Origin of the sequence: Paracoccus marcusii (genome assembly GCF_028621715.1) — a bacterium.
In the GTDB taxonomy this organism is placed as follows: Bacteria; Pseudomonadota; Alphaproteobacteria; order Rhodobacterales; family Rhodobacteraceae; genus Paracoccus; species Paracoccus marcusii.
Genome location: NZ_CP117466.1, coordinates 2,381,478 through 2,400,341, shown reverse-complemented (window position 1 = coordinate 2,400,341; position 18,864 = coordinate 2,381,478). Strand labels below are relative to the sequence as shown.

The 18,864-nt window shown below is 69.1% G+C and carries 20 protein-coding genes and 1 other RNA gene; 7 read left to right on the top strand and 14 right to left on the bottom strand.

Annotation, left to right across the window (positions count from 1 at the left end; all coding sequences use genetic code 11):
- Positions 1-5 precede the first annotated feature (5 nt).
- Together PRL19_RS11835 and rnpB are read left to right on the top strand one after the other, a co-directional pair.
- Entirely contained in the window at positions 6-650 is a 645-nt protein-coding gene (locus PRL19_RS11835) for an N-acetylmuramoyl-L-alanine amidase (RefSeq protein ID WP_273743091.1), read from the top strand.
- A 33-nt stretch (positions 651-683) separates the two neighbouring features.
- Positions 684-1,058, top strand: an RNA gene (rnpB, locus tag PRL19_RS11830) — RNase P RNA component class A.
- Position 1,059: 1 nt separating this feature from the next.
- On the opposite strand, the gene PRL19_RS11825 is transcribed toward rnpB, so the two are convergent.
- The 5 genes from PRL19_RS11825 to nth form a co-directional block, all read right to left on the bottom strand.
- Positions 1,060-1,509, bottom strand: a complete 450-nt coding sequence (locus PRL19_RS11825) for a hypothetical protein (RefSeq protein ID WP_127898308.1) — start codon at positions 1,507-1,509, stop codon at positions 1,060-1,062.
- A gap of 88 nt (positions 1,510-1,597) precedes the next feature.
- Positions 1,598-2,779, bottom strand: a complete 1,182-nt coding sequence (gene mltG, locus PRL19_RS11820) for an endolytic transglycosylase MltG (RefSeq protein ID WP_176695014.1) — start codon at positions 2,777-2,779, stop codon at positions 1,598-1,600.
- Positions 2,779-4,041, bottom strand: coding sequence for a beta-ketoacyl-ACP synthase II (gene fabF, locus PRL19_RS11815; RefSeq protein ID WP_045999383.1), 1,263 nt, complete (start codon positions 4,039-4,041; stop codon positions 2,779-2,781). Before fabF ends, mltG begins: the two co-directional genes overlap by 1 nt.
- Before the next feature lie 149 nt (positions 4,042-4,190).
- Complete coding sequence (locus tag PRL19_RS11810) at positions 4,191-5,219, bottom strand: adenosine kinase (protein WP_273743090.1); 1,029 nt, start codon at positions 5,217-5,219, stop codon at positions 4,191-4,193.
- Positions 5,216-5,878, bottom strand: coding sequence for an endonuclease III (gene nth, locus PRL19_RS11805; protein WP_194885373.1), 663 nt, complete (start codon positions 5,876-5,878; stop codon positions 5,216-5,218). Before nth ends, PRL19_RS11810 begins: the two co-directional genes overlap by 4 nt.
- Before the next feature lie 245 nt (positions 5,879-6,123).
- Here nth and PRL19_RS11800 point away from each other — a divergent pair, with 245 nt between their 5' ends.
- Together PRL19_RS11800 and PRL19_RS11795 are read left to right on the top strand one after the other, a co-directional pair.
- Positions 6,124-6,795 carry a YiaD family glycine zipper/OmpA-like lipoprotein gene (locus PRL19_RS11800; RefSeq protein ID WP_045999386.1) on the top strand — a complete coding sequence of 224 codons (672 nt, stop codon included), beginning with the start codon at positions 6,124-6,126 and terminating at the stop codon, positions 6,793-6,795.
- A 100-nt stretch (positions 6,796-6,895) separates the two neighbouring features.
- A complete protein-coding gene (locus tag PRL19_RS11795) occupies positions 6,896-7,678 on the top strand; it encodes a FadR/GntR family transcriptional regulator (protein WP_273743089.1) in 783 nt (260 codons plus the stop codon).
- Positions 7,679-7,739: 61 nt separating this feature from the next.
- Here the strand turns inward: PRL19_RS11795 and PRL19_RS11790 are convergent, their stop codons facing one another.
- From PRL19_RS11790 to PRL19_RS11770, 5 genes are all read right to left on the bottom strand, one after another.
- A complete protein-coding gene (locus PRL19_RS11790) occupies positions 7,740-8,303 on the bottom strand; it encodes a F0F1 ATP synthase subunit B (RefSeq protein ID WP_045999388.1) in 564 nt (187 codons plus the stop codon).
- A complete protein-coding gene (locus PRL19_RS11785; protein WP_273743088.1) occupies positions 8,300-8,935 on the bottom strand; it encodes a F0F1 ATP synthase subunit B' in 636 nt (211 codons plus the stop codon). The genes PRL19_RS11790 and PRL19_RS11785 overlap by 4 nt, the downstream gene beginning before the upstream one ends.
- A 75-nt stretch (positions 8,936-9,010) precedes the next feature.
- Complete coding sequence (locus PRL19_RS11780) at positions 9,011-9,247, bottom strand: F0F1 ATP synthase subunit C (protein ID WP_022707390.1); 237 nt, start codon at positions 9,245-9,247, stop codon at positions 9,011-9,013.
- An 88-nt stretch (positions 9,248-9,335) separates the two neighbouring features.
- Positions 9,336-10,085, bottom strand: a complete 750-nt coding sequence (locus PRL19_RS11775) for a F0F1 ATP synthase subunit A (RefSeq protein ID WP_045999389.1) — start codon at positions 10,083-10,085, stop codon at positions 9,336-9,338.
- Positions 10,086-10,087: 2 nt separating this feature from the next.
- Positions 10,088-10,462 (bottom strand): AtpZ/AtpI family protein, encoded by a 375-nt coding sequence (locus PRL19_RS11770; RefSeq protein ID WP_045999390.1) that lies wholly within the window; start codon positions 10,460-10,462, stop codon positions 10,088-10,090.
- Positions 10,463-10,651: 189 nt separating this feature from the next.
- Here PRL19_RS11770 and PRL19_RS11765 point away from each other — a divergent pair, with 189 nt between their 5' ends.
- Genes PRL19_RS11765 through PRL19_RS11755 form a run of 3 tightly spaced genes read left to right on the top strand, consistent with a single transcriptional unit; the run spans position 10,652 to position 12,784 of the window.
- Positions 10,652-11,008 carry an ArsR/SmtB family transcription factor gene (locus PRL19_RS11765; protein ID WP_045999391.1) on the top strand — a complete coding sequence of 119 codons (357 nt, stop codon included), beginning with the start codon at positions 10,652-10,654 and terminating at the stop codon, positions 11,006-11,008.
- Positions 10,992-11,870 (top strand): PfkB family carbohydrate kinase, encoded by an 879-nt coding sequence (locus PRL19_RS11760; RefSeq protein ID WP_273743087.1) that lies wholly within the window; start codon positions 10,992-10,994, stop codon positions 11,868-11,870. The genes PRL19_RS11765 and PRL19_RS11760 overlap by 17 nt, the downstream gene beginning before the upstream one ends.
- Positions 11,867-12,784 (top strand): pseudouridine-5'-phosphate glycosidase, encoded by a 918-nt coding sequence (locus tag PRL19_RS11755; RefSeq protein WP_273743086.1) that lies wholly within the window; start codon positions 11,867-11,869, stop codon positions 12,782-12,784. Before PRL19_RS11760 ends, PRL19_RS11755 begins: the two co-directional genes overlap by 4 nt.
- Here the strand turns inward: PRL19_RS11755 and PRL19_RS11750 are convergent.
- The 4 genes from PRL19_RS11750 to PRL19_RS11735 all read right to left on the bottom strand — a co-directional run bounded on the left by PRL19_RS11750 (position 12,781) and on the right by PRL19_RS11735 (position 18,799).
- Positions 12,781-13,845: a patatin-like phospholipase family protein gene (locus tag PRL19_RS11750; protein ID WP_273743085.1), complete on the bottom strand. Its 1,065-nt coding sequence runs from the start codon at positions 13,843-13,845 to the stop codon at positions 12,781-12,783. The genes PRL19_RS11755 and PRL19_RS11750 overlap by 4 nt on opposite strands.
- Before the next feature lie 87 nt (positions 13,846-13,932).
- The gene (locus PRL19_RS11745) at positions 13,933-14,919 is read right to left on the bottom strand and encodes an aldo/keto reductase (RefSeq protein ID WP_273743084.1); all 987 of its coding nucleotides are present in this window, start codon (positions 14,917-14,919) and stop codon (positions 13,933-13,935) included.
- Positions 14,916-16,040, bottom strand: a complete 1,125-nt coding sequence (prfB, locus tag PRL19_RS11740; protein WP_045999394.1) for a peptide chain release factor 2 — start codon at positions 16,038-16,040, stop codon at positions 14,916-14,918. Before prfB ends, PRL19_RS11745 begins: the two co-directional genes overlap by 4 nt.
- A 215-nt stretch (positions 16,041-16,255) precedes the next feature.
- Positions 16,256-18,799, bottom strand: a complete 2,544-nt coding sequence (locus PRL19_RS11735; RefSeq protein ID WP_273743083.1) for a penicillin-binding protein 1A — start codon at positions 18,797-18,799, stop codon at positions 16,256-16,258.
- Between the last annotated feature and the right edge of the window lie 65 nt (positions 18,800-18,864).

Below are 18,864 nucleotides of genomic sequence, written 5' to 3'. Positions count from 1 at the left end.
CGACCGTGACCGCCTTTCCCAGCCCGAATCACGGCGACCGCCGCGGGCAGGTGCCGTCGCTGATCGTGATCCACTACACCGGCATGGCGGACAGCCCGTCGGCACGCGCGCGACTGTGCGATGCCGCGGCCGAGGTCAGCGCCCATTGGCTGATCGATGCGGACGGCACAACCGAACAGCTGGTCTGCGAAACCCGCCGGGCGTGGCATGCGGGGGCTGGACGGTGGCAGGGGCTGGACGACGTCAACAGCCGGTCCATCGGGATCGAGCTGGCCAATCCCGGCGACCGCCCCTATCCCGCGCCGCAGATGGACGCGCTGCGCCGCCTGCTGCGCGACATCATGGACCGCTGGTCCATCGGGCCCGCCGCCGTGATCGGCCATTCCGACCTGGCGCCGGGCCGCAAGATCGACCCCGGCCCCCGCTTTGACTGGGAGGCCTTGGCGACCGAGGGTCTGGCGACATTCGCCCGCCCCGCGCCGACCGACCCTGACCCCGCTCTGGCGGAGGGCCTGTCCGCCCTGGGCTATCCCGACGTGCCGGCGCGCCTGGACGCGTTCCGCCTGCGCCACCGTCCTTGGGCCGCGGGCCCGGAGACGGCCGACGACCGCCGCACCGTCGCGCGGCTTCTTGGGACCGCGGCCCCTTGACGCCCCCCGCGCCGCGTCCCATACGGGCGGCGCGCGGAGGGCTGGATGACCGCGGCAGGGCGACCTGTCGAGGAAAGTCCGGACTCCATGAGGCGATGGTGCCGGGTAACGCCCGGCGGGGGCAACCCCAGGGATAGCGCCACAGAGAACAGACCGCCCATCTCCGGATGGGTAAGGGTGAAACGGTGGGGTAAGAGCCCACCGGGGGGCTGGCAACAGCGCCCGCATGGCAAGCCCCACCAGGAGCAATGCCGAATAGGGATCGCGCGCGGAGCAATCCGCAGGGCCGCCTTGCCCCAGCAGATCCGGGTAGGCAGCTAGATCCGTCCGGTAACGGACGGACCAGAGGAATGGTCATCCAGCCGCGCAAGCGGTGGACAAAATCCGGCTTACAGGCCCTCCGCGCAACTCAGGCCTTCTTGCCGCCCTTGCCCCGCGCCTCGGTCGCGGTGGCGATCGCCTTGGCGGATTCGCCCTGCATCTTCTGGGTAAAGGCGACCATCTGCGCGGCATAGGTCTCGGCCCAATCGGCGAATGCGCTGCCGCCGGTGCCGCCCGCGGCGGACATGGCCTTGGCGCGCATCTCCTCGCCCTGCTTCTGCATGGTGGCGAACTGGTCCTCCCAGGCCTTCTGCATCTGCTGCCACTGGCTCTGCATGGCCTCGCTGGCGCCTTCCATCTGGGCCATGACGCGGGCGTTGACCTCCTGCTGCTGCTGCATGGCCTGGGCCTGCCACTGGCGGGCCTGCTCCATCGCCTCCTCCTGGCCCTTGGCCATCGCGGCCTGCCATTCGGTCAGGCGTTCCTGGAACTGGCGGGCATTGTCGGTCAGCGTCTTCAGCATGTCGGGCAGTATCATCACGGCTCCTCCCAAGGCTATGGGGCCATGAGAAAGGCCCCCGGATGCAAGCCTGCGTCCGGGGGCCGTGTTTGTCAAACCTGCGCGATCAATCCGCGGTCTGGACCGGGCTGTCCGCGGGCAGGCCCTGCTGCCGTTCGATCTCGCGCCAGCGGGCGACGGCGGCGTTGTGCTCCTCCAGCGTCCGGCTGAAGGCGTGCCCGCCGGTGCCGTCCGCGACAAAGTACAGATAGTCCGTCTCGTCGGGGTTCAGCGCCGCGCGGATCGCGGCCCGGCCCGGATTGGCGATGGGCGTGGGCGGCAGCCCGTCGATCCGGTAGGTGTTGAAAGGCGTGGGCGTGTCCAGCTCCGACCGGCGCAGGCCGCGGTCCAGCACCGCCTGCCCGTTCGTCACGCCATAGATCACCGTAGGGTCGGTCTGCAGGCGCATCCCCTGGCGCAGGCGGTTCACGAAGACGCTGGCGACCTGCGGTCGTTCGTCCGCCTGCCCCGTCTCCTTCTCGACGATCGAGGCCATGATCAGCGCCTCCTCGGGCGTCTCATAGGGCATGCCGAAGGGACGCGCCTCCCATTCCTGCGCCAGGATGGCGGCCTGGCGGCTGGCCATCTGGGCCAGGATCGCGTTCCGGTCGCCGCCCTTCTCCAGCAGGTAGGTGTCGGGCGCCAGGCTTCCCTCGGCCGGGATCTCGGCCACCTCTCCGGTCAGGAAATCGGCGGCGCGCAGCGCCTCGACCACCTGCCAGCTGGTGACGCCCTCGGCCATGACCAGCGACAGGCGCACGTCCGCGCGGTCCTGGGCCTGGACCAGAGGCGCCGGACGGTCGCCGCTGCCGGGGGTCCAGCGCGCCATTTCCTCATAGGCGCCGGTCTCGGGGTTGGTGTCGCGCAGGAGAACGGTGTTCTCGCGCACGCCGACGCGCACCACGACCTCGGTCCCGCAGGTCGAGGGGCCGCCCGCGGTCACCGTCTCGACGATCTGCTCCATGCTGGCCTGCGGCGGCATCAGGAAGCTGCCGAACTTCAGGTCGCGCGCCTTGTCCATGTAGTCGGCCCCGGCGCGAAAGATATAGGCGTTCGAGATCGCCCCCTGCGCCGCCAGCTGGTTGCTGACCGCGTTCAGGCTGGCGCCCGGAGAGATCTGAACGCATTGCGCGATGGCGCTCGGGCCCGGCCCGCTGAATTCGCGTTTGGCCCAGGCCACCGCCGCCGCCGCCGCGATCAGCAGCACGATGGCCAGCGTCAGGAAGTTCGAGGCGATGTTGCGCCAGATCATCCGGCGACCTTCCCCAGCACCAGGCTGGCATTGGTCCCGCCAAAGCCGAAGCTGTTGGACAGCGCCACGTCGACCTTGCGGCGCACCGCGGCGTTGGCCGCCAGATCCAGCTTCGGTGTCACGGCGGGGTTGTCCAGGTTGATCGTCGGCGGGCAGATCTGGTCGCGGATCGCCAGCACGCAGAAAATCGCCTCGACCGCGCCGGCCGCGCCTAGCAGGTGACCGATGCTGGATTTCGTCGACGACATGACCGCACCCGACGCAGCATCGCCCATTAGGCGTTCGACCGCGCCCAGTTCGATCGTGTCGGCCATGGTCGAGGTGCCATGCGCGTTGATGTAATCGATGCGGTCCGGCGTCAGGTTCGCGCTGCGCAGCGCCGCCTCCATCGCGCGGTATCCGCCATCGCCGTCCTCGCTTGGCGCGGTGATATGATAGGCATCGCCCGACATGCCATAGCCCAGCACCTCGGCATAGATCTTGGCGCCCCGCGCCTTGGCGTGCTCGTATTCCTCCAGCACGACGACGCCCGCGCCCTCGCCCATCACAAACCCGTCGCGATCCGCGTCATAGGGGCGGCTGGCCGCCTGCGGGTCGTCCTCGCGCTTGGTCGACAGCGCCTTGCAGGCGTTGAAGCCCGCGATGCCGATCTCGCTGATCGGGCTTTCCGCGCCACCCGCGATCATCACGTCGGCATCGCCATAGCGGATCATCCGCGACGCATCGCCGATGGCGTGGGCGCCGGTCGAACAGGCCGTGACCACCGCGTGGTTCGGCCCCTTGAAGCCGTAGCGGATCGACACCTGCCCCGAGATCAGGTTGATCAGCGCGCCGGGAATGAAGAAGGGCGACACCCGCTTAGGCCCGCGCTCCTTGATCAGCACCGCCGTGTCCGCGATGGACGACAGCCCGCCAATCCCCGAGCCGATCATCACGCCCGTGCGCAGGCGGCTTTCCTCGTCCTCGGGCATCCAGCCCGCGTCGGTCACCGCCTGATGCGCGGCGGCGATGCCGTACAGGATGAAGTCGTCCACCTTGCGGCGGTCCTTGGGCTCCATCCAGTCGTTCGCGTTGAAGGTGCCGTCGCTGCCGTCGCCCAAGGGGATCTCGCAGGCGTATTTCGTCACGACGTCGGACGCGTCAAAGCGCGTGATCGGCCCCGCGCCGGATTTACCGGCCAGCAGACGTTCCCACGTCGCCTCGACGCCGGACGCCAGTGGCGTGACCATCCCAAGCCCGGTGACAACAACCCTGCGCATCGGCAATTCCTTCAGCTGCTCGCAATTTCAGCCCTGATACACGCGCCCCCCCTGCCGCGCAACGCCACGAAATTGCGATGGGCGGGCCATGGCGGCGCGCCGCCGGGGGGTCCGGGGGGCTGGCCCCCCGGCACGTCGCGGGACGCAGATCAGCCCAGGCCCTCGGCCCGGAACCGGGCCCGGATGTCGGATTGCGGGCGCGCCCCCACATGGCCGATCACCTCGGAGGCCGCGATGATGCCCATGCGTCCCGCGACCTCCAGCGGATGCCCCGAGGCAAGGCCATAGATCAGCCCCGCCGCGAACTGATCGCCCGCCCCCGTCGCGTCCACTGGCACGACGCGCCGGACCGGCACCGTCACGCGCTCGCCACCCCGGATCAGGATCGCGTCGTCGCCCGACCGCGTGCAGATCACCGTGCCGCAATCCGCCTGCGCCAGGCGCAGCGCCTCTTCCAGGTCCTCGACTTGGTACAGCGACTGCCATTCGTGGACATTGCCGATCACGTAATCCATCGGACCCGCGACCAGGCGGCGGAAATCGTCGCGGTGGCGGTCCACGCAGAACGGGTCCGACAGGGCGATCCCCGCCTGCCCGCCCGCCGCGTGACAGCATTCCGCGGCCTTCAGGAACGCGGCCTTCCCCTTGTCCTTGTCGAACAGATAGCCCTCCAGGAACAGCCAGCCCGCGCCGTCGAACACCTCGGGCGCGACATCCTCCGGCCCCAGCTCGGCCGAGATGCCCAGATAGGTGTTCATCGACCGCTCTCCGTCGGGCGTGACGAAGATGATCGTGCGCGAACTGGGAAGCCCCGCCCCCGCCACCGGCGCGTTCACAAAGCGCGTGCCCGCGGCCTCGGTCTGGCGTGCATAGAGCCGCCCGATCTCGTCATCGGCGACACTGCCGATGAAGGCCGTGCGCAGGCCCAGCCCGCCGATGCCCGCCAGCGTGTTCGCCACGCTGCCGCCCGCGACCATGCGCGCCTGGTCGCGGCGCGCCGAATGGTCGTCGGCCTGGGCGGCCATCAGGTATTCCGACCGCTCCCGGTCGACCAGCTGCATGATGCCCTTGGTGATGCCCAGGGCCTCCAGCCGCGCTTCCTCGGTCGGCGCGATGATGTCCATCACGGCATTGCCGATGCCGATGATATAGGGCCCAGTCCGGTCCGGGGTGGTCATGCGGTCTTCTCCTCATAAGGGCACAGGTCGCGGATCGGGCAGATGCCGCAGCGGGGTTTGCGCGCCTGGCAGACATAGCGCCCGTGCAGGATCAGCCAGTGATGTGCGTGCGTCTGGAACCGGGCGGGGACGTTGTCCTCGATCGCGCGCTCGACCTCGTCGACGTCGCGACCCGGGGCGATGCGGGTGCGGTTGCCCACCCGAAAGATATGCGTGTCGACCGCCTGCGCCGGATGGCCGAAGGCACAGGACAGCACGACATTGGCCGTCTTGCGCCCGACACCCGGCAGGCTGGTCAGGGCGGCGCGGCTGTCGGGCACCTGCCCGGCGTAATCGTCGACCAGGATGCGCGACAGGGCGATGACGTTCTTGGCCTTCTGACGATAAAGCCCGATGGTCCTGATATGCTCGGTCACGCCCTCGATGCCCAGTTCCAGCATCTTCTCGGGCGTGTCGGCCACCGCGAACAGGCCGCGCGTCGCGCGGTTCACGCCCACATCCGTCGCCTGCGCCGACAGCGCGACCGCCACGACCAGGGTGAAGGGGTTCACGAACAGCAGTTCGGTCTCGGGCGCCGGGTTCGCCTCGGCCAGGCGCGAAAAGATCGCGACCTGATCGGCAAAGGGCAACGGGGGCGGAATGCGACGCTGGATGGCCATGCCTGCTTTTGACCGCCGCCGCGCCCGTTTGCAAGCGCGCCCCGTCCCGACGGGCCACGGGCGGGTTTCTGCCGCGTTTCCAGTGGCCTCCACAAAACAGTGACTTTCCTTTGGCGTGGAACTGCGACAGCTTGCCACGCGTTGACGGCAGATCCCGGAATCGGTTCCACCGAACCGCCGGGGCAGCCACGAACGCACCGGGTGCGGCACCAAGGCCCGCCCGCGACCCAAGGAAAGGGAGCCCGATGAACCTCCGCAAGACTTCGATCCTGGCCGTTTGTGGCCTGACCCTGCTGGGCGCCTGCGCGCCCGCGATGACCGATACCGGCACCGGCGCCACCGGCCTCAGCCGCACCCAGCAGGGCGCGCTGGCCGGCGCCGCCGTGGGCGCGCTCTATGGCGGCACGCGTGACAGCGACAGCAACAACCAGGGCCGCGACGCCGCACGCGCCGCAATCATCGGTGCCGCCGCAGGTGCTGTGGCCGGCAACATCCTGGACCGCCAGGCGGCGGCGCTGGAACAGTCGATCAGCAACCCCAACGTGCAGATCATCAATCGCGGCAGCTACCTGCAGGTCATCCTGCCGGAAGGCATCCTGTTCGCCACCGGATCGGCCGCCGTCTCCGGCCCGGCGCAGACCGACCTCTATGCCGTCGCGCGCAACCTGAACCAGTACCCGAACAGCCGGGTCGAGGTCGTGGGCCACACCGACAACACCGGCAGCGCCGCCCTGAACCAGGACCTGTCGCAGCGCCGCGCGCAATCGGTCGCGGGCATCTTGGCCGCCGCCGGCGTGGCATCGGGTCGCCTGTCGGCGCTTGGCGCCAGCTACAACCAGCCGATCGCATCGAACGACACCGCCGCGGGCCGCGCGCAGAACCGTCGCGTCGAGATCCTGATCCGCCCGACGCAGTAATCCGGCCGCATCGCGACCAGAGGCCGGGCCATTGCCCGGCCTCTTTGCATTGGCGGGGTCCGGTTCTAGGATGGCCGTCCAGAACCCCCGGGATACCGCCATGTCCGACGCCGACAGCCCCTTCCAGCCCATCGACGCCGCCCGCCTGTCCGACGCCGTCGTGGCCCAGATCGAGGCCCTGATCCTGCAGGGCGTGCTGCGCCCCGGGGAACGCCTGCCGGGCGAACGCGAACTGGCCGAACGCATGGGCGTCAGCCGCCCTTCCCTGCGCGAGGCGCTGGCCGCAATGCAGGCCGACGGGCTGCTGGTCACCCGACCGGGCGCGGGCGTCTTCGTGGCCGACGTGCTGGGCAGCGCGTTCTCTCCTGCCCTGGTCCGCCTGATCGCGCGCCATCCGCAGGCGGCCGACGACTATCTGACTTTCCGCAAGGATCTGGAGGGTCTGGCCGCCGAACGCGCCGCCATGGCCGCCGGAGAGACCGACCTGGCCGTGCTGGACCGCATCGTCCAGGCCATGCGCCATGCCCATGCCAGCCCCGATCCGCAGATCGAGGCCGCGCTGGATGCCGATTTCCACATGGCCATCGTAGAATCCAGCCATAACCTGATCGCGCTGCACCTGATGCGCGCGATGCAGGATCTGCTGCGCCAGGGCATGCTGTTCAACCGCCCGCGCATCTTTGCCAGCCCGGAACTGCGCGACCGCCTGCTGGACCAGCATATCGCGATCAACGATGCGCTGCAGGCCCGCGACGGCCCCCGCGCCCGTGCCGTGCTGGAGGATCATCTGGACCTGGTCGCCCGCACCCTGACCGCGCAGCGGCGCGCCGACGATCACGCGGCCGTCGCACGGCTGCGCCTGCAGAACCGCCGCACGCCATAGCAAAAGGGCCCCCGAAGGGGCCCTTTCGATCAGTCTTGGCCGGATGTCGGGCCGGGCGATCTCAGTTCAGGCGACGCGCCACGTCCTCGATGGCATCGTCGATGCCGGCCGAACGCTGTCCGGCGCGCACCTGGCCTGCCAGGATCTCGGCGGCGGCGGCGATCGACGCGGCAACCGCACGGTCGCGGACCGCACGCACGGCATCGTTCTCGGCGCTGGCGATCTGGTCCTGGGCCGCCTGCAGGCGACGGTCGATCGACCGGGACAGATCCTCGCGGGCCGTGGCGGCCTGGGCCTCCGCCTCGCGCTTGGCGTTGGCGACGATCTGGTCGGCCTGCGTCTTGACCTCGCGCGAGCGACGCTCGTAGCTGGCATAGATCTCCTGCGCTTCCTCGCGCAGGCGACGGGCCTCGTCCAGGTCGTTGCGGATGCCCTCGGCGCGCTTGTCCAGCAGGCCGCCGATCAGGCCGGGGACCTTGAAGTAGACCAGCACCCCGATGAAGCCCAGGAAGGACAGCAGCACGATGAAGTCGGTGTTGCGCAGCGAGAAGAAGCCGTAGTCGCCCGATGCGGCCATGGCGGGTCCGGCGCTGAACAAGATCAGCGTTGCGATCATGCGGTTCATTGCACGGTCCCTTTCATGCGCCCGTCCAGGGCTGCGCCCACGGTGGCGTCGTCGGCCTGGCCGCCGAAGGTGCGGACCAGCTCGGCGGTGACATCCTGTGCCACCTCGCGCGCGCTGACATCGGCGGATGCGCGGACCTCGCGGATGCGCGCCTCGGATTCGGCGGTGCGGGCGGCGATTTCGGCATCGGCCTTGGCGATCGCCTGGTCCAGCTGCGCCTGGATCTCGGCACGGTTGCGGGCGACGATGGCCTGAGCCTCGGTGCGGGCATCGGCCAGCGCCTTGTCATAGGCAGCCTCGGCCTCGCGGGCCTTCAGCTTGAATTCTTCGGCGGCCATCAGATCGCCGGTGACGGCACCCTGACGGTCGGACAGAACGGCCGCGATCCGCGGCAGGGCCACGCGCGACAGGACCAGATAAAGGACCACCAGCGTGACGACCAGCCAGAAGATCTGGTTGCCGAACGTGGCGATATCCAGCTGCGGCAGGCCCGCGGCTTCGGCGGCGTGTCCGGCTGCATCGACCCCGTGGGTCGCGGCATCGGCGCCGTGGGTCGCGGCATCGTCGATGACGATCGCGCCCTCAGTGGTTTCGACCGCGGTGGTGGCGGCCTCTTGCAACAGGCTGAACATATCCTACCCCATGGCCTTGGAACGAACGAAGGGGCGGGGGACAGGCCCCCACCCCGCCGCAAGGATGGCCGTGGATCAGACCGCGAACATCAGCAGAAGCGCGACGAGGAACGAGAAGATCCCCAGTGCTTCGGCGAATGCCATGCCGATGAACAGCGTGGCGGTCTGGCCGGCAGCGGCCGACGGGTTGCGCAGGGCACCAGCCAGGAAGTTGCCGGCGACGTTGCCGACGCCCAGGGCGGCAAAGCCCATGCCGAACGCGGTCAGGCCGACGCCGATGTACTGGCCCAGTTCTGCGATATTGCCTTCCATGGTATTTCTCCTTGCGGTTGGAAGTTGGTCGATCTTGGTGGATGCGGACCCGATGCGGGACCGCGCAGGGGCTGCGAGGACCGTCGCGTCAGTGCGACGGGTGCAGCGCGTCCTTGAGGTAAACGCAGGTCAGGATGGTGAACACGTAGGCCTGGACGATGGCGACCAGCACCTCGAAGGCGTACATCCCGATGACCGCGATGATGGCGACAGGGGCGACGGCGGCGATGGCCGCGAAGCCCGCGAAAACCTTGATGACGGCGTGGCCGGCGATCATGTTGCCCGCAAGACGAATGGACAGCGACAGCGGACGCACGAAGTAGCTGATGACCTCGATCACGGCCAGGACCGGGCGCACGGCCAGCGGCGCCGAGCGCACCCAGAACAGGTCCAGGAAATGCGCGCCGTTCTTGACGAAGCCGATGATGGTGACGCCGAAGAACACCGCCAGCGCCAGAACGCCGGTGACGGCGATGTGCGAGGTCGTGGTGAAGGCCAGCGGCAGCAGGCCCAGCAGGTTCGCGAAGACCACGAACATGAACAGCGTCAGGATGTAGGGGAAATACCGCAGGCCATCCTTGCCGGCGATGTCCTCGATCATCTTGTGGACAAGGCCGTATGCCATCTCGGCGATGGACTGGGCGCGGTTCGGCACGATGGCGCGGCCGCGGGTGCCCAGCACCAGCAGCGCGATGGACGCCAGCGCCGTCAGCGCCAGCCACAGCGTCACGTTGGTGGGCGTGTACCACGCCACGGGCCCGTCACCGAACAGCGGCGAGACCACGAACTGGTCCATCGGGTGGAATTCAAGGCCGCCGCCAGTCGCTTCCGTCGCCACGATCAGTCCCTTTCGTCACGGTCCGGCCGTTCGCCGGATTTTTCGCCTTCCGGCGCGGGGCCGGATTTCCTGTCAAGCTCGGACGCGGTGCGCATCATGGATTTGACGCCAGCCGCAAGGCCGAGGAAGATGAACAGGACCATCAGGAAGGGCGTCGTGCCCATCAGATAGTCCAGCCCGTAACCGAACACGAACCCCAGCCCCAGGCCGGTCACCAGTTCGATCACCATCCGCCAGGCAAGGTTTGCCTGTTCGTACTTTCCCATCGGGCCGGGGCCTTCGGGTTTTGGCGTCAGGGCGGCCAGCTTGGCCTCCAGTGCGCGCAGCCGGTCGGCATCCGCCGCCCTGTCCGCATCGCCCTGGGGTCTTTCGGCCATCTGTCACGCCCCTGACGTCGTTGGGCGCTGTCTAGGGGCAGACGCCCCCCAAGTCAAGCAACTGAGACCTGCCTGCAACGCATTGATCCACATTGTCTTTCTTCGGTGGCGGCAATCTTGCAATCCCGATCGCGCCGCGCCATCATTCAACCGCCCGGTTGACCATCGCCCTCCGCAGAAAGCCCCGCCATGACCCCGCCCACCCCGCCGGACCGGCTGGACCTTATCTTTGCGGCCCTGTCGGACCCGACGCGGCGTCGGGTGTTGTCGATGCTGCTGGAGGACGACATGGCGGTCAGCGACGTGGCCGATCCGTTCCAGGTCAGCCTTGCGGCGATCTCCAAGCATCTGGCGGTGCTTGCGGCCGCCGGCCTGATCCGGCAGGAGAGGCGCGGCCGGATCACCTGGTGCAAGCTTGACCCGGACGGGATGCGCCAGGCCTCGGTCTGGATGCAGGGGTTCGGGCAGTTCGACCCGGTGGACCTGGACGATTTCGAACGTTTTCTGAACGCCCAGCTGGGGGATGACGATGACCAAGACGCCTGACGTGCTGTGCATCGGCGCGATGCTGTGGGACGTGATCGGCCGTGCGCCGCGCCGCATGGCGCCGGGGGCCGACGTGCCGGGCCGCATTCGCCACCTGCCGGGCGGCGTTGCGCTGAACGTGGCGGTCGCGTTGGCGCGGTGGGGCATGACACCGTCGGTCCTGTCCGCCGTGGGCCGCGATTCCGAGGGCGAGGGCCTGATCGCCGAGGCGCAGCGCCTTGGCGTGATGACCGACCATCTGACGCGCGATGCGGGCCTGCCCACCGACTGCTACATGGCGATCGAGGACAGCGAGGGGCTGATCGCCGCCGTGGCCGACGCGTTGAGCCTGGAGCTGGCAGGCGCCGCGATCCTGGCGCCGCTGGACACCCTGCCCGCCTGGACCGGCCCCGTGGTCCTGGACGGCAACCTGACCGAGGAGCTGCTGTCTGCCATTGCCCGCGATCCGCGCCTGATGCGCGCCGACCTGCGCGTGGTGCCCGCCAGCCCCGGCAAGGCCGAACGCCTGGAGCCGCTGATCGCCGCGCGGCGCGGCTGCTTCTATCTGAACCGGCTGGAGGCCGAGATCCTGGCCGGGCGCGCCTGCGCCAACGCGGCACTGGCCGCCGAGGCGGTCGTGGCGCGCGGCGCCGCCCGCGTGCTGGTCACCGACGGCCCGAATCCCGCGGCCGAGGCGATCGCCGGAGGCCCCACGCTGACCCATCAGCCCCCCACCGTCACCGTGGAACGCGTGACCGGTGCGGGCGACTGCTTTCTTGCGGCCCATCTGGCCGCTGAACTCAAGGAAATGCCGCGCGACGCGGCGCTGCGGCAGGCCGTCAGGGCCTCGGCCGCGCATGTCTCCGGAAAGGACGTCCCGTGACCCATACTGCCCCCCTTACTTTCGCCCCCGAGGTTCGCGACGCGCTGGATCGCGGCCTGCCCGTGGTGGCGCTGGAATCGACGATCATCACGCACGGCATGCCCTGGCCCCAGAACCTGGAGATGGCCGAGAAGGTCGAGGCCACCATCCGCGAGGGCGGCGCCGTCCCCGCGACCATCGCCGTCATGGGCGGCCAGATCCATATCGGCCTGACGCCTGCGGCCCTGAGCGCCCTGGCGCAGACCCCGCCGGCGGACGCGATGAAGCTGAGCCGCGCCGACCTGGCCGTCTGCATCGCGAACGGCCGCACCGGCGCCACCACGGTCGCGGCCACCATGATCTGCGCGCAGCTGGCGGGCATCAAGGTCTTTGCCACCGGCGGCATCGGCGGCGTGCATCGCGGGGCCGAGGACAGCTTTGACATCTCGGCCGACCTGCAGGAGCTGGCGCAGACCGCCGTGACGGTCGTGGCCGCAGGCGCCAAGGCCATCCTGGACCTGCCCAAGACCTGGGAGGTGCTGGAGACCCTGGGCGTGCCGGTCATCGCCTATGGCCAGGACGAGCTGCCGGCTTTCTGGTCGCGCGCCTCGGGCATCCGCGCGCCGCTGCGCATGGACAGCCCCGAGGAGATTGCCGCCGCCGCCGCCATGCGCGCGGCCCTGGGCCTCAAGGGTGGCCAGCTGGTCGCGAACCCGATCCCGGTCGAGGCCGAGATCCCGCAGGACCAGATCATGCCCGTGATCGAACAGGCCCTGTCCGAGGCCGCGGCCCAGGGCGTCGCCGCCAAGGCCGTGACGCCCTTCCTGTTGTCGCGCATCTTCGAACTGACCCAGGGTCGCTCGCTGGAAAGCAACATCGAACTGGTGCTGAACAACGCGCGGCTGGCGGCGCGCATCGCCGCCGCGATGGCCTAGACCACGCGCTGCGCCGGGAACAGGGCCGCCAGATCGAAGCTGTCGGCCCTGTTCAGCTTGTCCGCATGCTCGGACAGGAACGTGCCGGCGGCCTGCTGACCCGCCGCCTTCATCGCGGCCAGCAGGCCCGGACGCGGCATCAGCTTGGAGCGTGCCGACAGGTCGGTCATCAGCCTGTCGTCATCGATCAGGTGGATCAGTACGTTCTTCATCGCGTCGTCATCCATCTTGCCCTGCGCGAACAGGCGCTTGACGAAGTTGATGGCGCGCAGCTGGTTCATCAGGCTGCTGTTGAAGCTGACCTCGTTCACGCGGTCCGATATTTCCACCGGGGTGCGGGGCAGCACCTCGCGCATCAGCGGGTTGATCGCCACGATCAGGATGTCGCGTGGCAGGCTGGCGCGATACAGCGGGAACAGCGCCGGGTTGCCCGCATAGCCGCCATCCCAATAGGCCTCGATCCGCCCGGTGTCGCTGTCGTGGATCTCGACCGCGCGGAACAGCGTCGGCAGGCAGGCCGAGGCCATCACCGCATCGACCGTCGCCTGGCCGCCGGTGAAGACCTTGATGCGGCCCGTGCGGACGTTCGTGGCGGCGACATACAGGTCCGGCCCCCGATCGCAGGTGAAATCGGCCCAAGGCAGGTCGCGCAGCAGCGATTCCAGCGGGTTGACGTAGAACGGGCCGTAATCATAGGGGCTGAACAGCCGCGTCAGGTTGTCCATCCAGGCGGCCGGGGACACCATCTCGGTCCAGCGCTGCATGCCGCGGGACATGGGCATCACCGACTGCGTCCAGCGCACCACGCGGTTGTCGCTTTTCGATCCGACCTGCATCCACAGGGCATCCAGGTTCTCGCGCGCGGCACGCCGCCCGGCCAGGCCCTTGCCCGCCGCCAGCCCCGCCTTGAGCGCCGCGCCATTCAGCGCCCCGGCCGAAGTGCCGCTGATCGCCGCGAATTCCAGCCACTCCTCCTCCAGCAGGCGGTCGAGGACGCCCCAGGTAAAGGCCCCATGCGCGCCGCCGCCCTGCAGGGCCAGATTGATGCGTTTGATCTCCATGGCCCGCCCCTTGTTCATGATGCAGTCGCAGCATCATACAAAGGTCCGATATCATGGCAAGTTCCGCGCCGATGCCGCGCTGCGGCATCACGCCCAGCCTTCGGGCCCCTGCGCCATCGCGGTGCCATAGCGCGCGCCGTGCGCCCACCCGGCGGGCAGGATCGCGTCGATCCGGGCCAGCTGATCGGCACTCAGCGACAGGCCCGCGCCGCGGGCGATCTGACGCCAATGCTCAAGGCTGCGCGATCCGGGCAGCGCGATGACATGCGGCGCGCGCGACAGTACCCATGCGATCGCCACGGCCGCCGGGCTTTCGCCCTGATCGCGCGCCCAGTCCGCAAAGGCCCGCAAACGCGGCAGGTTGCGCGCCCAGGTGTCGGCCTGAAATCGCGGCATGCCGGCGCGCAGATCGCCCGGCGCAAAGCCCGCCGGGTCCGCCGGCACATCGGCAAAGACGCCCCGCCCGACCGGAGAGAACGCGACCAGTGCCGCCCCGTGGCGCGCGCAGGCATCGACCATGCCCAGTTCGACCTGGCGCGACCACAGCGAATATTCCGACTGCACGGCGGCCACCGGACCAATGGCGCAGGCGCGTTCCAGCGTGGACGGCGCCACCTCGGACAGGCCGATGGCGCCGATCTTGCCCTCGTCGCGCAGGCGCAACAGGGCTTCCATCGCCTCCTCGACCGGGCGGGCGGCCTCGCGGCGGTGCAGATAGTAGAGGTCGATCCGCTCGACCGCCATGCGGTGCAGCGACCGCTCCAGCGCGGCGCGCAGATAGGCGGGCGAATTGTCGAAGGGATGGTCCGGATTGCGGGTGATGCCCGCCTTGCTGGCGATCGTCACGCGGCCCCGGTGGCGCGCCAGGACCGGGGCCAGCATCTCCTCGGCCCCGCCCGCGCCATAGACGTCGGAGGTGTCGATATGGTCGATCCCCAGGTCGATGCAGGCGTCGATCACCCGCTGGCTCTCCGCCGCATCCGCCGCGCCATAGGTGCCCTGAAAGTTCATCGTCCCCAAGGCCACGGCCCCGACCCGGGGACCGCCCTGCCCCAGCTGGCGCCGTGCGATCACTCGGCGTTGGCCTCGGCGCGGCTTTTCCCGGCCACGTCCAGGGCCAGGGTCGCGGCCATGAAGCGGTCCAGGTCGCCGTCCAGCACGCCTTGGGTGTCGCTGGTCTCCTCGCTGGTGCGCAGGTCCTTGACCATCTGGTAGGGGTGCAGGACATAGCTGCGGATCTGGTTGCCCCAGCCCGCATCACCCTTGGCGGCATGCTGGGCGTTCACCTCCGCATTGCGGCGGTCCAGCTCCATCTGGTACAGGCGCGCCTTCAGCGCGGCCATGGCGTTGGCGCGGTTCTGGTGCTGGGATTTTTCCGACGACGTGACGACGATGTTGGTGGGCAGGTGGGTGATCCGAACGGCGGAATCCGTGGTGTTCACGTGCTGACCGCCGGCACCCGACGACCGATAGGTGTCGATGCGGATGTCGCGGTCGGGAATGTCGATCTCGATATTGTCGTCGACCACCGGATAGACCCAGACGCTGCTGAACGAGGTGTGCCGCCGCGCCGCGCTGTCATAGGGGCTGATGCGCACCAGCCGGTGCACGCCCGATTCCGATTTCAGCCAGCCATAGGCGTTGTGCCCGCTGACCTTGTAGGCGGCGCTGCGGATGCCGGTCTCCTCGCCCTGCGTCTCGGACAGCAGCTCGACCTCGTATCCCTTCTTCTCGGCCCAACGCACGTACATGCGCGCCAGCATCGACGCCCAGTCGCAGCTTTCCGTGCCGCCCGCGCCCGCGTTGATCTCCAGGAAGGTGTCGTTGCCGTCGGCCTCGCCGTTCAGAAGCGCCTCCAGCTCCTTCTGGGCGGCCATCTTGGCCAGCGCCTTCAGGTTGCCCTCGGCCTCGGACACCAGTTCGGCGTCGCCCTCCTCCTCGGCCAGCTCGATCATCTCGGCATTGGCCGACAGGTCGCCCTCGATCCGGCGATAGGTCTCGATGGCGTCCGACAGCGACTGCCGCTCGCGCATCAGCTTCTGCGCGCGGGCCGGGTCTGACCACAGGTCGCCATCCTCGATCATGGCGTTCATCTCTTCCAGGCGATGCGGCGCGGTGGTCCAGTCCAGGCGCTGGCCCAGCAGGGTCAGGGAACGGCGGATGGCCTCGATGGTGGACTGCGTCTCGGCGCGCATGGGCGGATTCCTTCGGTCAGGCGTCAGGTCCGGGGTGATACCGCGAAGGCCGCCCTTGGGCAAGACCGGCACGCCTTACGCCACGCGCGCTGCGCCATGCGCCCGCCGGTCCCGCTCTGGACGCCCCTGGACGCCCCATCGTCACCGCGGTGGGCGGGGGGTGCGGGGGGCGGCAAGCCCCCCGCCCGTCGCGGGACGCAAACGGGCACGCGGCCTCAGTACAGCCCGCCCGACGACATGGTGCCGAAATCGGTCCGCCCCGGAATGACCCGCCTCTCGCCGGTCGAGGTCGTGATCGCCTGCCCCCCACCGCTGGCCCCGGCTTCCCAGGGCAGGATCACCACCTCGTCGCCAAAGCCCGACACGACGTAGGGCGTCAGCCAGTCGGGATCGGTGCCGTCGCGGAAATACTCGGCGATGACGTTCGGACCGGTGGCATCGTCCGGCAGGCGCTGGCCGGTGATGCGGTCGATCTTGACCCAATAGCCGCCCGGCGGGACGGTGAACTCCGTCCCGCCATACTCGGCCACGGCCTCGCGCATGAAGGCGTTGAAGACCGGAACGCACAGCGTCCCCCCATAAGCCCGTTCACCCAACGAACGCGGCTGGTCATAGCCCAGATAGCAGCCCGCCACGATGTTGCTGGAATAGCCGATGAACCACACGTCCTTGGCATCGTTGGTCGTGCCGGTCTTGCCCGCGATCGGCACGGGCAGATCGACGCCCGATCCCGAACCGCGCTCGACCGCGCCCTCCAGCATCGAGGTCAGTTGATAGGCCGTGACCGCGTCCATCACGCGTTCGCGGTTGGTGTCGATCACCGGCGCCTGCCCGGCGGGCATGGCCTGCATCGCGCAGGTCTCGCAGACGCGCTGGTCGTGGCGATAGACGGTGCGCCCGCGGCGGTCCTGGACACGGTCGACCAGCGTGGGCTCGACCCGCTCGCCGCCGTTGGCGAACATCGCATAGGCGGCGACCATCTTGAACAGCGTCGTCTCCTGCGCGCCCAGGGCGTTGGCCAGGAACGGCGCCAGCGTGTCATAGACGCCGAAATCCTCGGCATACTTGGCGACCCGATCCATGCCGATGTCGTCCGCGATACGGATGGTCATCAGGTTGCGCGACTGCTCGATCCCCGTCCGCAGCGGCGTCGGCCCGTAATGGCGCCCCGACGAGTTCTGCGGTTCCCACAGCCCCTGCGGCGTGTTGATGCGGATCGGCTCGTCCACGACGATGGTCGCGGGGGTATAGTTGTTGTCCAGCGCCGCGGCATAGACGAAGGGCTTGAAGGACGACCCCGGCTGGCGCTGCGCCTGCGTAGCGCGGTTGAAGACGCTGCTCTCGTACGAGAACCCGCCCTGCATCGCCAGGACGCGGCCGGTGTTGACGTCCATCGCCATGAAACCGCCCTGCACCTCGGGCACCTGGCGCAGGCTCCAGCGGTTGAAATCGGCACCATCTATCATGGCGCGGACCAGGACCACGTCGCCCACCCGCACCAGATCGCCCGCCACCTGCGCGCGCGGTCCCAGCGTGCGCGTCTCGCGGTCCAGGGGCCGGGCCCATTGCACGTCGGATGCGGGGATCCAGTGACCGTCGGCGTCCTCCTCGATCCCCTCGATGCCGATGCGGGCGTCGGATGCCCCGACCTCCAGCACCACGGCCGGGTGCCAGCCCGGAATGTCGCGCGGCAGGCGCAGGTCCCACAGCGCGCCGCGCCAGCTGGCCTCGTCGGTCAGCAGTCCGGCCTCGATCACCTCTCCGGTGCCGCGCCAGACGCCGCGGTTGCGGTCGTAATCCTCCAGCGCGGTCTGCAGCGCGCTTGCCGCCTCCGACTGCAGGTCGGGATCGACGGTCGCGCGGATGGTCAGCCCCCCGCCAAAGAATTCCTCCTGGCCGAACTCCAAGCTCAGCTGGCGGCGGATCTCGTCGGTGAAATAGTCGCGCGGCGGCAACGCACGGCGGAACGACGGATAGTCCCCGTTCTGCACCGACCGCAGCGGCAGCTTGGCCTCGGCCTCATAGGTGGCCTCGTCGATGAAGCCGTTCTGCCACATCTCGCGCAGGACGTAGTTGCGCCGTTCGGTCACGCGCTCCTTGGCGGTCACGGGGTGATAGCGGCCGGGCGCCTGCGGCATGGCGGCCAGCATCGCGGCCTCGTGCGGGGCCAGTTCGGACAGCGACTTGTTGAAATAGGTCTGCGCCGCGGCGGCCACGCCGAAGCTGTTCTGACCCAGGAAGATCTCGTTCAGGTACAGCTCCAGGATCTGGTCCTTGGACAGGCTGCGTTCCAGCCGCGCGGCCAGGATCAGCTCCTTGACCTTGCGTTCCACGCTGCGGTCGCTGGACAGAAGGAAATTCTTCATCACCTGCTGGGTGATCGTGGACGCGCCGCGCACGCTGGACCCGCCAGAGACCGCGGCCTCGAACGCCGCGGACAGGATGCCGCGCAGGTCATAGCCCGGATGGCTGTAGAAGTTCTTGTCCTCGGCGCTGACGAAGGCCTGCTTGATCAGGTCGGGCACCTCGTCGATGGGCACGAAGATGCGGCGCTCCTCGGCGAACTCGTCGATCAGCTGGCCTTCGGCGGAATAGATGCGGCTGATGGTCTTGGGCGAATACTGGGCCAGCGTCTCGTGGCTGGGCAGGTCGCGCGAATAGATCCAGAAGATGCCGCCGACGGTCAGGGCCGCAAAGAACACCCCGGTGACCACCCAGGAAAAGATCGCACCGAAGAAAGACAGGATGGGTCGCAGCACGGGGTCAGCCTTTGTCGGGGTTTCGCCGCGTCTATAACGGCCACGGGTCCCCCGGTCAAAGCAAC